The organism is Paenibacillus sp. GCM10027630 (assembly GCF_042676305.1).
Classification (GTDB): domain Bacteria; phylum Bacillota; class Bacilli; order Paenibacillales; family NBRC-103111; genus Paenibacillus_S.
On the sequence record NZ_JBHTGY010000026.1, the window covers coordinates 196,434 to 208,960 of the forward strand.

A 12,527-nucleotide genomic window follows, 5' to 3' on the forward strand; every position below is an offset into this window, starting at 1 on the left:
TAAGAGTATAAAGGAAGCTGGCAATGAATAAAAAATGGTTGAGTGTGATCATAGTCATCATATTGCTCTTTGCAGTGACGCTTATATCGGCAACAACAGGGAGTATAAAAGTGAGCAGTCTGGATTTGATTCAAGGCTTGTTCACCGGAACGAATAAAAGCGTTCAAATCATTAAAGATCTGCGGTTACCGCGAATTATTATCGCGTTATTTGTAGGGGCGGCTTTGGCTGTATCGGGTGTGCTTCTTCAGGCGGTTATGAGAAGTCCGTTGGCTGACGCAGGGGTAATTGGTATTTCTTCGGGAGCAGGCGTTCTATCTTTGTTATTCGTTACTTTGTTTCCGAGCTATTTTTTCTTTTTGCCGCTGTTTGCATTTATTGGCGGAGCTATCGCTTGTTTTCTTGTTTATTCGCTTTCTTGGAAATCGGGCCTCAGTCCGATCCGCATTATTCTGGTAGGTATAGCAGTCAATGCAACCTTCACAGGGTTGGGCCAATCTTTTAACTATCGGGGAAGCTACGCGGTAACAAGCATCAATCAGGCGACGACGTCGATTTTTACAATGAAAACGTGGAATGATGTTCAGGTTATCGTGATCTATGGCACGATCGGGCTGGTACTTTCACTGCTGCTGTGCTCCTGGTGCAATCTTCTGTCTCTGCAGGACAAATCGGCCAAAAATTTGGGGCTGAACGTAACGAGAGCACGCCTGCTTGTCTCCATCGTAGCGGTTATGCTGGCTGCTATTGCTACGGCTATCGGCGGACCGATCGCTTTTGTAGGGCTGCTTATTCCTCATATTTCCAAGCTGCTTGTCGGTTCTGATCATAAGATACTGATTCCGTTTTCCGCACTTGCGGGTGCGCTTTTGATTTTATCAGCAGATACACTGGGGCGTACGGTGCTTGCTCCTTCAGAAATTCCGGCTTCCATCATTATGACGGTTATCGGAGGCCCATTCTTAATATTTCTACTCAGAAAGAGTGAACGAGTCCATGGAAATTAAAGAGGTAACGTTCTCTTATGATAAAAAGACCGATCATTTGAAGGCCGTAAGCAGCCTCATTGAGATTGGAAAAGTGACGACTATCATCGGCCCGAACGGCTGCGGCAAGTCAACCTTACTTGGTGTCATGTCTCATAATAATGTTCCCCGCATCGGGCAGGTGCTGTTGGACGGCAAGTCTCTTAACAGCTACAAGCCCAAGGAGTTAGCCAAAAAGCTGGCTGTGGTTCATCAGCATAATGATGCGCCATCCGACTTGACTGTCGAGAAGCTGGTCAGCTTTGGACGAATGCCTCACAAAAGTATGTTTAATCCAAGTGCTGACGAAGATGAGGCGGCTATAGAGCAAGCGCTGTCCCGCACGAATCTTTTGACCAAACGGAAATTAACCATTGATCAATTATCTGGCGGTGAGAGACAAAGGGTTTGGATAGCTATGTCTTTAGCTCAGAGCACTCCTTTTTTATTCCTGGATGAACCAACTACATATCTTGACATTTATTACCAATTTGAACTGCTGGATTTAATAAAAACCCTCAATGCGGAGTACGGCTTAACCATTGTGATGGTATTGCATGATATTAATCAGGCGCTTAGGTACAGTGACCGCATTATTGTAATGAAAAGTGGGGAGATTGCGATGAACGGCTTGCCACAGGACGTGATCACAGAGGCTACAATTAAACAAATATATGGGGTTGACGTCGTTATTAAGCAGGATCAGGCTGCAGGCTTGTATATAGTTCCATTAGGTATTTAAAAAGGTGACGATGTGAGCAGATTAAATGGGATGATGTTATCTCTTAAAACGAAGCTTTTGAATAGCAAAAAAAACGTCTTCCAGCAGCTGCTGACGCTGCTGGCGTTAGGCGCATTCGTATTCTCATTCATTGAGCTGAGCAGTCTGGCAGTTGGTTATTATGAGAATCGGAAAGCGTCTGCCGAGGCACAAGCGGTATATTACAGCAGCCTTGAAGGGACAGAGCAGGGTGGGGGTTCTTCCGGGGCAGCCGTAAAACCGGCAATAAATCCCGAAGCTTCTCCATTAGCCGTCCGATCGGCCTTTCAAGGTTTACTTGCAGTGAACTCCGATATATTAGGTTGGATAAAAATTGGCGACACACAAGTCGACTATCTGATCGTCCGGGCTGAGGATAATGAGTATTATTTGACCCGTAATTATAAGCGGGAAGAAGCAAAAGCTGGGAGTATATTCATGGATTTCAGGAACAATGTGACCGCGGTTAGTCCGAACACCATTTTGTATGGTCACCGAATGAAAGATGGGTCGATGTTCGGGGATTTGAAGAAATACATGGACAGGGAATTTTTTGAAGCGCATCAACTCATTTCTATGGACACCTTATATCATCGATATGACGTTGAAGTGTTCTCAGTCTACTATACGACGACAGATTTCAATTATATTGAAACGGAGTTCGACACTCCGGAAGATCAGCTTCGATTCTACGAGAGAATCCGAGAAAGATCCATGTACAAGACGGGGGTCGTATTGACGGAGCAGGACCGGGTGTTAACCTTATCTACCTGCGATTACACATTGGATCCGAATGAGGGCAGACTTGTTGTGCATGGTCGGCTTGTGGAGAAGCAGGAAGGAAGCATCTCAGAGGCAACGATAGATAGGGCAGTGACAAATAAGAGTTTGAACAATCACAATGAGGGAGAGATGAAGTTATGAAAAGTCCATTCAAGAAGGTTATGTGCGGTGTCTGTCTATTAGCGTTACTGGCTTCAGCCGCTCCAATCTATACGGCAGGGGCCGCAGATGTACCGTCTGCAGCATCTACTGCCAATTCAAGCTCGAGTTCCAGCTCACTGAAAGACGGGATTTACTCCATGAATTTTGTGATCAAGAAATTTGGTACCGATCAAGATTCAGTTATGCAGGATTATGTCATTAATCCCGGTAAGTTAACAGTAACGGGAGGTAAACAATTGTTCTCGTTCACACTCAAGCAAAGTAAAGAGAATACGGCTTTTAAAACAGAGCTTGATGGTGTATTGAAGGATACGAAGGTTATCGCCACCAATGAGGAGAAAAATACGCGTGAAGTTCAATTTGAGGTCAAGGATTTATCCAAGAAGCTCAAAGCGTGGATCAAGGTTGATTGGGCTGCGTTCAATTATTTCCATGAATATGATATAGAAGTTACTTTCGATCAAGCTAGCGGACAACGGATTAGCGAAGGTACCGTATCAAGCGATAAAGAGGGTTCAGCTTCAACAGGCGCGGCACAAGGTGGAGCCAGCCCTTCAGCGCCTAAAGATCAGCCTAAAACTGCAGAGTCAACTATTCCTGCTCCTGCAAAACCAACTACACCGACACCAGCTTTAACTGATGTTAACAATCACTGGGCTAAGGCATTAATTGAAGAAGCGGTAGGAACAGGAATTGCAAATGGCTACGATGACGGCAAATTTAAGCCTGATGGTGCAATTAGCCGTTCCGAATTTACGGTGCTGATCAGTCGGGCGCTAAAGCTGGAAGGTAAAAAAGCAGAGCTGAATTACTCTGATTTAAACCAGATTCCACAGTGGGTTAAACCTCATCTGGAGCAAGCGATTGGTGCAGGAATTATTAGCAGCTACGAAGATAATACATTTCGTCCTGACCGTAATATTACCCGAGCGGAAATTGCCGTTATAATTGGACGCGCATTAGGGTTTAAGGCGGATTCGAATGAGAAGCTAGCTTTTGCAGATGAGCAGCAAATTCCACAGTGGGCTTATGCCCAAGTTGCAGCGGCTTCGAAGAATGGCATTATTAACGGCAGAGACAATAATCTATATGCACCTAATGCCAGCGCGACTCGGGCAGAGGCGGTCACTTTGATTTTGGCGTTAATTAAAAATGTGAAGTAAGTCAAACTAGGCGATAATTTGAGTGCCAGTTTCAATGCCTAGGAGGTAGAGTTCTGTATCCATTATATGGGGAAGCTTTTAACGCAGCTAACTCTAGCAGGTTGTTTTTTCAACAAAATCATAGGACCAGCCGCTTGATTCGCGTGAACTATGGACATTTCATGCAGACTTCTTTAAAGTTAGATGTACACAAGCATGTATTTATACAGCTATCTTTAAGATCAGAGGAGAACATGAAATGAAACAAATGTTGAAAAAAGCGATTATTCCAACAATAGCGTTAAGTCTTGTATTTATGCTTCCGGCAAGAGCTGTGGAGCCGTCATTAAACGTGAAAGCACAGCAGCAGACAGCACCGGCATTGCCTAGCGAAATAGCTTTTCAAATTCCTATGAACACTTACTGCAGCTCGGAGAACTCGCTGGATTTTTCTTTCCAATTATCCAATGCTTTAGGGACAGCAGCTGATTTAACTTTGTATTTGTATGGTCAAGATGGTACAGCGTTTAATGAAGAAGGATCCTCATACCGCGAGATACAATCGAGCCTTGTGCCTGGAAAAGCCTTTCAGTTGAAGGGCAACGCTACAGGGACCTACCATATCAATTTCGGCAATCATAAAAAGTGCAACGAACGAGTGTATATGGGGAAAATTGTAGTAAATTCGGGGCAAGCCTCCGTGCTGGCAAGGGGATGGGTTGAAATGAGCGGCAGATTTGAAGACGTCACCGTGAATGGCAACAACAAAGTGGACCTGGCTGTCGTAGCCCCCTCAGCTTCTGCGGCTCCCATAGCTCCTACAGCGGCGGAAGCTCCTGCAGCTGCCGCTGTAGAGACCACTGTACAGCCTTAACCTGCAGCGACCGCTCAGTGCCGAAAGATGCGAGATTAATCGCTCCGCACTACACAGCAGCACATACTGTCAATTAGTTCGGTTGTCCGCAGTGGAAGCATTGAAATATCGATTAAAAAAGCGCCATGTACAATGTAAAATGGAAAACCTCCTAACCCACTTTTCTGAAAAGTGGAGCTTGGAGGTTTTTTTATGATTCCATACTAGTTCTACGAGCTGAAAGGCTTTAGTTGAATTAGTCCTGAGCATGTCGTTACTCGATAACTTTTAACCCCTAAGGATTCCCGCTATCGGATTCTTCCTGCTCCACCAAATGCTTCAGCACATTGAGCTTATTTTCCCAGTAACGTTCGTAATAGGACAACCAGCGCTTCAATTCAAGCAACGGCTCGGCATGAAGACTATACCTGGTTTCGCGTCCGACCTTCTGCTCCCTCACGAGTCCGGCATCCGACAGGATGCGCAGATGTTTGGAGACAGCCGTACGGCTCATAGGAAAGTGTCCGCTGATAACAGTAACCGGCATTTCTCGATCACTGAGCAATTGCAGCAGCTTGCGGCGGGTGGGGTCGGCGATGGCTTGAAACACATCATGTTTAGGAGAGGCGTCAGCCATCCTAAGCGTCAATGACCTTGGCGAGTTTTTCGAGAATAATCGATCCCCAGCCTTGGTTCATTCTTTCACGAACAGCTTCATGAGGCATATTGAATTCGGTAAGCTTTCCAGCTTCCCATCCGGAATGAATGAGAGTAAACTCCGTCTTGCCTTCCAGATCTTTTAAATCAAAGGAAACCTGCCAATCCTGCCCCCATGAAAAAGCAAGCCGGTTAGGAGGATCGAGCTCCGTTACTTTGCAATGAGATATGCCGAATTGGTCAGCGTTTAAAGTAAATTCATATCCGAGCACAGGTTGAAAATCATTAGGCATAAACCAGGCTGCAATGCCCTCTGCTGTGGAGACTGTGTCCCAAACCTTCTGAATGGGTGCATTGAAAACCATCGTATGTCGGATATCTGGCACCGTACCTTGAGTGTGCTCCTGCATGCATGTACCTCCATTAATATATGATGTGAAACCAAAAGGTTTCGTATTTGTATTATATGAAACCTTTTGGTTTCGTGTCAAGCATAACTATTGGCGGTGGAACGGATGGAGGAGGAACAATCATAAATGTCCGTCGGTCTTTATTATCATGCTATTTTTACCCATCAATTATCCAGTCTTTATAATCTATCGCTGGCCGTATAGTTATTGCTATAACCCCTTAGCTAAAGCTTAAGTCATATGATTATTATCACAGATAAATATTGGAATATGCGGTACAGTTAGGTAAATATGTTCCAATTGAAATCCGACTGAAAAAAATACATCCATAACAACAATTTCGTTTGAAATTCAAAGGGAGGTTTGTTTATGTGCTATGAAATAAAGGATAGCGACCAACAAATAGACGTCATTCTAACCGGAATTATCAGCGTAGAAGAAGCGACCTCCATCAGGCAAAAATTGTTTCCGATCCTACAACAAGAATTCCACAGCCTCACTTTCCATCTCGGAACAGTTACGGAAATGGATAGCTCTGGGCTTGGCCTTTTGTTGGCCGTACAGAAGATCGCCATGGATTTTAATGCCAGTGTTTCATTTAAAGACGTCCACGGACAGCTAAGAGAACGTCTAAACATGGCGGGAATAAAGCTTTAAAACAAAGCATGCAACGCACAGCAGCGAAAGAGGGGTTCTTTAATGAATCGACTTACCCAACATATAGAGGCCCTTCGGGACAAACAAGCGCAAGACAAGCTCGTATTGCCATATGCGACCATATTTCATGATTCTCAGGAAGCCATAATGATTACGGATTGCTACTCAAAAATCGTGAGAGTAAATCCAGCCTTTATATCCATTACCGGCTACGTTGAGTCGGAAGTAATCGGGCAAAAACCAAGCATGCTGAAATCGGATTTCCAAGATCCTGAATTCTATGTCAATATGTGGGCATCTATACATAAGGATGGGAAGTGGCAAGGGGAGATCTGGAATCGCAGAAAAAACGGGGAGATTTATCCGGAGTGGCTATCTATTAATTCCGTAAAGGACGAGCACGGGATTCTGGTCAACTATGTAGGCATGTTCTCCGACATTACCCATCGCAAGAACGCGATTTCGAAGCTTCGACTGCACGCGCAAGTGTTCAGCAACGCCAGCGAAGGAATTATGATTACGGATAAACAGCTCAAAATTTTATCGGTTAATCAAGCCTTCACGATGATGACTGGATATACGGAACAGGAGGCTGTCGGGCAAACACCGCGATTGCTTCACTCAGGTCTGCAGAATCAATATTTCTACATTAAGATGTGGGAAAGAATTCATACGAGAGGCTTCTGGGAAGGTGAAATTTGCAACAAAAGAAAGAATGGCGAGCTGTATCCCGAGTGGCTGTCCATAACAACCTTAAGGGATGAGAAGGGAAATATTACGAATTACATCGGCATGTTCACGGATATTACGGAGCGTAAACAGTCTGAGGAGCATCTGAAATACTTGGCCCATTTCGACAAGCTGACGGGGCTTCCTAATCGAACCTTGTTGAGCGAATTAGTTAATGAAGCAACCGTGCGGACCGTGAATACGACCCTAAAGCTGGCTGTTTTTTTTATTGATCTGGACCGGTTCAAGATGGTTAACGATTCCTTGGGACATAACATCGGGGATAAGCTGCTCCAACAGGTTGCCAAGCGTTTGAGCTCTGTCGTTAGAAAGGGCGATATTGTGTCCCGGTTGGGGGGCGATGAGTTTATTATTGTACTGCAGGATTTACAGGAGCAGGAAGAAGCGACGCTTATCGCCAATCAGCTTATTTCCAGTATTAAAATGCCCTTCTGGATCGAGGACAATGAGCTTTATATTAATGCGAGCATTGGAATTTGCATATATCCGACACATGCCGGCGATTTTGAGACATTGCTCAAGTACGCTGATTTGGCCATGTATCAAGCTAAAATTCAAAAGGGAGGATACCAGTTTTTCAACGAAAACATCATCAGTACCTTTCTGCGCAAGCTTGATCTGGAGAACGAGCTAAGGTGGGCGATTGCCAAAAACCAGCTGACCCTCTATTATCAGCCGCAAGTCGATGCACAAACCGGTCGACTGGAAGGTATGGAGGCGTTGCTCCGCTGGAATCATCCTTCTCTCGGCCCCGTTCCCCCCGGAGAATTTATTCCTATTGCCGAAGAGACCGGCATTATTATGGATATCGGAAAATGGGTGTTGAAGGAAGTTTGCACTCAGCTCAACAGCTGGCTTTCTGCATCGTTGGCCGTACCGGCGATTGCCGTTAACTTATCAGCCAGGCAGTTTATGGCACCGGACTTAGCTTCCTCCATTCACGACATTGTCTGCCAGACCTGCTGTGATCCGCGGCATATCGTAATTGAAATAACGGAAAGCAGCAGTATGCACGACATTGAATCGGTATTGCCCATACTGCACGAGCTTAAATCATTTGGTTTTCAAATCGCGATTGATGATTTCGGTAAAGGCCATTCGGCGCTTGGTTATATGAAACAGTTTCCTATCGATATTCTGAAGATTGACAAGAGCTTTGTCCAAGAGCTGATCAGCGATTCGAAGAGTGCGGTTATTACAAAAGCTATTATCGATATGTCGCATGGCATGGGGCTTCGGGTCATTGCTGAGGGGGCTGAGACGCTGGAGCAAATGGATCATCTGCGAACAATGAACTGCGACATTGTGCAAGGCTATGTTATTGATCCGCCTATGCCGTCTGAACAGCTCGAAATGCGTTATTTAAAGGGAGAGTAGCCCACATGCCGAAATGGCTTGGAAAATCAATCCACCATAAACTCATTCCATCGAGTGGGATTCAACAAGTACAGTTGAAGGAGGTTTCAATTGAAGTTGATAGTGATCAGCTAGCAACTCAACTGAAGATGATTGATTTATCTGCAGAAGATTTATTAATCATTCGCTCCATTCAACCCCTGATAATCGAGAATATCGATGAAATCATTGAAGTTTTTTACACTACGATTGTTGAAGTAACCGTTCTTAAAAATATCATTACCGAGCATAGCACTATTGAGCGACTCCGCGGTACCTTGAAGCAGCATATCATTGAAGTATTCAGCAGCCAAATCAACAGCGAGTATATTCAGAAACGGCTGCGCATAGCTGAGGTCCATCAGCGCATCGGATTAGAGCCCAAATGGTATATCGGAAGCTTCCAGAACCTGCAAACTACCTTTTTGAATATCATTTACCGTTACGCTAAAGACAGCCAACAGGGCTTAATTTATGGACAAGCTGTTACCAAGCTGCTTAATTTCGAGCAGCAACTGGTCATTGAGGCATACGACAAGAAAAATATAGAGATGAAAGAACAATACAACAAGCAAGTCCGTGAAGAAGTGAAAAATAAAATTGGCCTCGTGAGCCAAGAGCTCGCCGCTCTTACAGAACAGGCAAGCGCTTCAACCCAACAGCTTATGGCTAGCAGCAGCCATGTTAATCATTCGTTCCTTCATAGCGCAAATATGGCTCAGAACTCACGCGTGCTTGCTCTTGCCGGGGCGGAGAAAATAGACGGGCTCGAACGCAGAATAGAATCTATTCACCAGCGTTCCTTGCGGATGGAATATTCCGTGGCGCAGCTTATTGATTCTTCCGAGCAAATTAAAACAATTGTGCGTATCGTGCAAAATATTTCCGGTCAGACCAAGCTGCTATCGCTTAATGCCGGTATTGAAGCTGCAAGAGCAGGCCAGCACGGGGCCGGTTTTGCAGTGGTGGCGGGAGAAGTGAAGAAGCTTTCCGAGAGTACCGTCAAGGCGGTAAAGCAAATTAGCGATTTCATACAGCAATCCAGCGATCGTACGCAGGAGGTCGTACAATCGATTGGAGAGGTCAAGCATCTGGTGGGTGTTGGACAGCAAGAATCGGGGGAAACCAGGGAGATGTTTAATCAAATTCTGCATTCCCTTGATAGCAGCCTGGATGAGCTGAACAAGGTTGAATCGGAATTGGAAGCTTTAGTTAAAGTAATTGGAGAGATAGGCTCGGCAACAATGAAGGTAGCAAGTTCTGCTGAAGACTTAAATACGGCAACTCAGAATTTTTAAGCTAAGATTGGATATATGGACATATACGTGGGTCTCCTTTAACAATGAGGGGGGCTTTTTATTATGCTAAGGCATTTAATTATTTTTTTGCAAAACGTCTTGGCGTCTAAACCGCTCCTTCATTGCCCATAATAGCTAATATAATCAGGTAGAAGTGGGGGAAATACATGCTATCGGTACATTGGAGGCTTGCTGAGCTATGGACGCTTGGGCGGCAGAGGGAATTAACGGAGGACGAACAATCGGAAGTGTCAGCCTGTCTGCACTATAATGCTATATTTGCCCGGAAGTTGTCCAGTCTTTACAATTTATCAATGGCGGCATCGATATCTAATGATATTGAGTGGCAGCATGAGATCTGTAAGCAGATCGAGATATTAGAAAGTCAAGGGAATCTGCACCCGGATTTTCGCAAATAAGGAGCCTTGCAGGGCTAATTCACGGCTGTTGTTTCAACTGCTGCTATGCAGCATTAAACCAAGCTCAGGACTCAAGCTTTTTCGAAAGAAATGTAAACGCTTCAATATGCCTGGGCACATAAAAATTCTTTTTGATGATTGTGTAAAAGCTTTGCTTTTACGGAGGGATCATGTGATAATAGTATGTTCACCCATGCACGCGTTGCGGCGTATGGATGTATTGGAATTTGATCTCATGGAGGAAGAGTAACAGTGGAGAGGTACCCTTTTTCATATAATCATTCTCAGCCTTTTATTCAACAAGTAAGTGAATGGATAGCGGATGTGTTCTACGATATACTGCCGGAAGCGGGCTTTGAGGTTCGCGACGAGCAGATTTATATGGCGTTTCAGCTGGAACGGGCTTTTGCCGAGAAGCAGACGATTTTTGCGGAAGCTGGGGTAGGTACAGGGAAGACGCTGGTTTATTTGCTGTATGCTATTTGTTACGCACGATATACTCGCAAGCCAGCAATTATCGCCTGTGCGGACGAGTCGCTGATCGAGCAGCTGGTCAAGCCGGAAGGTGATATTGCGAAGCTGGCTAAGCATCTTAGTCTGGCTATTGACGCAAGGCTAGGCAAATCTCCCGACCAATATGTTTGCCTTGTGAAGCTTGATGAAGCGCGCCTTGGGCACGAAGATGTAGAGCTGTACAAGGATTTATACGAGAGCCTGCCGGAGTTTGTTCACTCTTACGATGCGCTGCAATCTTTTCACGCGTATGGCGATCGCAAGCAGTACCCGCATATGAATGACGAGCAATGGTACAATGTCAGCTGGGATGTGTTTCAGGATTGCTTCGTTTGCGATAAGCGGCACCGGTGTGGACAAACGCTTTCCCGGGATCACTACAGGAAATCCACTGAATTGATTATTTGCTCGCATGATTTTTATATGGAGCATGTGTGGACGTATGAGGGAAGGAAACGGGAAGGACAATTACCGCTGCTGCCGGATCATTGCACAGTTGTGTTCGACGAAGGGCATTTGCTGGAATCTGCTGCGCAGAAGGCACTGACCTACAAGCTGAAGCATGTGGTTTTTGAGGAATTGATTACGCGCCTGCTTAAAGGTGAAGTAAGAGAAACGTTGGCTGTACTAATAGACGAAGCGATTGAGCAGAGCGAAACGATGTTCGACTTATTGGAGCGCCAGAGTAAAGCGATTCCCGGCTCCGACAGGAAACAGATTATTTTGAGCGAGCAGCTGCTTAAAGAAATACTTCAGTTTCAAAAGGTGCTTGCGGCCATAGAAGAAGAGCTTGTTTTCGAGAGTGAAATGTACACGTTGAATGAGTATCAGCTGCGCATCGTAGAGGAGCATCTGGAAATGATGCAGAAGGCACTGAATCTTTTTCATCAATCGGAAACTCTGATCTGCTGGGTGACGGAAAGTGTGACTGGGCTTAGCCTGGTTATTATGCCGAGAACCGTCAAAGAAGTGCTGAGTGAAAGAGTGTTCAATTCGGGTATTCCGATCATCTTTTCATCAGCTACTCTATCGGTCGAGGGATCGTTTGATTATGTAGTGGACAGCCTCGGAATTAAAAAATATTTATCCTTCTCGGTCGATTCACCCTACGATTATGAGCATCATATGGAAGTGCTGGCACCCAAGTGGTCTTATAGCGGTACATTTTCCGAGAAAATGAAGACGGCTTTGCGACTGCTGGAGCGTACGGAAGGAAGAGCATTAATATTGTTTCCGACCAAGGATGAATTGCAGCGGTTTAAGAAAGAGATCGCTCATTATCCGGAATGTGCTGCCTTTCGCTTCTTATTTGAGGGGGATCAAGAAATCAGCGGTTTGATATCCTCGTTTCAACATGATGAAAAAAGCATTCTGTGCGCGGTTAGCCTGTGGGAGGGACTTGACGTGCCCGGTCCATCCTTATCGAACGTGATCATATGGGCTCTGCCTTATCCCCCTCAAGACCCTGTATTTATGGCGAAACGTCAAGCGGCCGCTTCGCCCTTTGAGGAAGTCGACCTTCCTTATATGCTGCTGAGGCTTAAGCAAGGGATGGGCCGGTTAATTCGTACGCGCGAGGACAGCGGAATTATAGCGATTCTCAGCGAAGAGCTGGAGCCGATTAGGCATCATATTGAGGGCGTGCTTCCAAAGGGAGTTCATTTGGTGGAGACGCTTGATTAGTTTGGAATACTAATGCAACC

Annotated in this window: 12 protein-coding genes; 10 read left to right on the forward strand and 2 right to left on the reverse strand. The window is 45.2% G+C overall.

Annotated features, from left to right (window positions below; genetic code table 11):
* Positions 1–23 precede the first annotated feature (23 nt).
* From ACFQ0C_RS12570 to ACFQ0C_RS12590, 5 genes are all read left to right on the forward strand, one after another.
* Positions 24–1,007, forward strand: coding sequence for a FecCD family ABC transporter permease (locus ACFQ0C_RS12570; RefSeq protein ID WP_379367211.1), 984 nt, complete (start codon positions 24–26; stop codon positions 1,005–1,007).
* Entirely contained in the window at positions 997–1,767 is a 771-nt protein-coding gene (locus ACFQ0C_RS12575) for an ABC transporter ATP-binding protein (RefSeq protein ID WP_379367213.1), read from the forward strand. Before ACFQ0C_RS12570 ends, ACFQ0C_RS12575 begins: the two co-directional genes overlap by 11 nt.
* 33 nt (positions 1,768–1,800) lie before the next feature.
* Positions 1,801–2,709, forward strand: coding sequence for a class B sortase (srtB, locus tag ACFQ0C_RS12580; protein ID WP_379367329.1), 909 nt, complete (start codon positions 1,801–1,803; stop codon positions 2,707–2,709).
* Complete coding sequence (locus ACFQ0C_RS12585; protein ID WP_379367215.1) at positions 2,706–3,893, forward strand: S-layer homology domain-containing protein; 1,188 nt, start codon at positions 2,706–2,708, stop codon at positions 3,891–3,893. Before srtB ends, ACFQ0C_RS12585 begins: the two co-directional genes overlap by 4 nt.
* Positions 3,894–4,131: 238 nt before the next feature.
* Positions 4,132–4,746 (forward strand): hypothetical protein, encoded by a 615-nt coding sequence (locus ACFQ0C_RS12590; RefSeq protein WP_379367217.1) that lies wholly within the window; start codon positions 4,132–4,134, stop codon positions 4,744–4,746.
* Between the two features lie 274 nt (positions 4,747–5,020).
* Here ACFQ0C_RS12590 and ACFQ0C_RS12595 read toward each other — a convergent pair whose 3' ends face one another.
* The gene (locus ACFQ0C_RS12595) at positions 5,021–5,362 is read right to left on the reverse strand and encodes an ArsR/SmtB family transcription factor (RefSeq protein WP_379367219.1); all 342 of its coding nucleotides are present in this window, start codon (positions 5,360–5,362) and stop codon (positions 5,021–5,023) included.
* Between the two features lies 1 nt (position 5,363).
* Positions 5,364–5,792: an SRPBCC family protein gene (locus tag ACFQ0C_RS12600; RefSeq protein WP_379367221.1), complete on the reverse strand. Its 429-nt coding sequence runs from the start codon at positions 5,790–5,792 to the stop codon at positions 5,364–5,366.
* Between the two features lie 369 nt (positions 5,793–6,161).
* Here ACFQ0C_RS12600 and ACFQ0C_RS12605 point away from each other — a divergent pair, with 369 nt between their 5' ends.
* The 5 genes from ACFQ0C_RS12605 to ACFQ0C_RS12625 all read left to right on the forward strand — a co-directional run bounded on the left by ACFQ0C_RS12605 (position 6,162) and on the right by ACFQ0C_RS12625 (position 12,507).
* Positions 6,162–6,449, forward strand: coding sequence for an STAS domain-containing protein (locus ACFQ0C_RS12605; protein ID WP_379367223.1), 288 nt, complete (start codon positions 6,162–6,164; stop codon positions 6,447–6,449).
* Positions 6,450–6,491: 42 nt separating this feature from the next.
* Positions 6,492–8,576: an EAL domain-containing protein gene (locus ACFQ0C_RS12610; protein WP_379367225.1), complete on the forward strand. Its 2,085-nt coding sequence runs from the start codon at positions 6,492–6,494 to the stop codon at positions 8,574–8,576.
* Between the two features lie 5 nt (positions 8,577–8,581).
* Positions 8,582–9,892 (forward strand): protoglobin domain-containing protein, encoded by a 1,311-nt coding sequence (locus ACFQ0C_RS12615; protein WP_379367227.1) that lies wholly within the window; start codon positions 8,582–8,584, stop codon positions 9,890–9,892.
* Positions 9,893–10,059: 167 nt separating this feature from the next.
* Positions 10,060–10,311 carry a DUF7667 family protein gene (locus ACFQ0C_RS12620; RefSeq protein ID WP_379367229.1) on the forward strand — a complete coding sequence of 84 codons (252 nt, stop codon included), beginning with the start codon at positions 10,060–10,062 and terminating at the stop codon, positions 10,309–10,311.
* Between the two features lie 252 nt (positions 10,312–10,563).
* The gene (locus tag ACFQ0C_RS12625) at positions 10,564–12,507 is read left to right on the forward strand and encodes an ATP-dependent DNA helicase (RefSeq protein WP_379367231.1); all 1,944 of its coding nucleotides are present in this window, start codon (positions 10,564–10,566) and stop codon (positions 12,505–12,507) included.
* The last annotated feature ends 20 nt before the right edge of the window (positions 12,508–12,527 follow it).